The sequence below is a fragment of the Pseudomonas sp. PME37.24/006 genome, from assembly GCF_055556635.1.
Genome location: NZ_JBVHNL010000053.1, coordinates 1 through 278, shown reverse-complemented (window position 1 = coordinate 278; position 278 = coordinate 1). Strand labels below are relative to the sequence as shown.

Sequence of the window (278 nt, the reverse complement as noted above, 5' to 3'; positions counted from 1 at the left end):
GCCATCCCGCTGGAACTGACCCAGGCCTGGAACAGTTTCCTCGCCAAAGCACCGGACTACCAGAGCGCCCAGCTGCGCCTGCCCGAACAGGGATCACAGCCAGTGCAGATCTTCTTCCTCGATCACGGTGCGCCCCATGAGCGCGCCCGCAGCCGCATGGTGGTCCTGCCGCAGAGCGGCGAGATCCGGCAGCTGGAACGCTACGAGGACAAGAGCAATGGCGGCAAGCTGATCGCCGCCATCTATCCGCTGCACATGGGCACTTACTTCGGCCTGCC

At 64.7% G+C, this 278-nt stretch carries 1 pseudogene; it reads left to right on the top strand.

The window, feature by feature from the left end:
- Positions 1 to 278 (top strand): annotated as a pseudogene (locus ACZ3GY_RS23825) (flavodoxin); the annotation flags it as partial.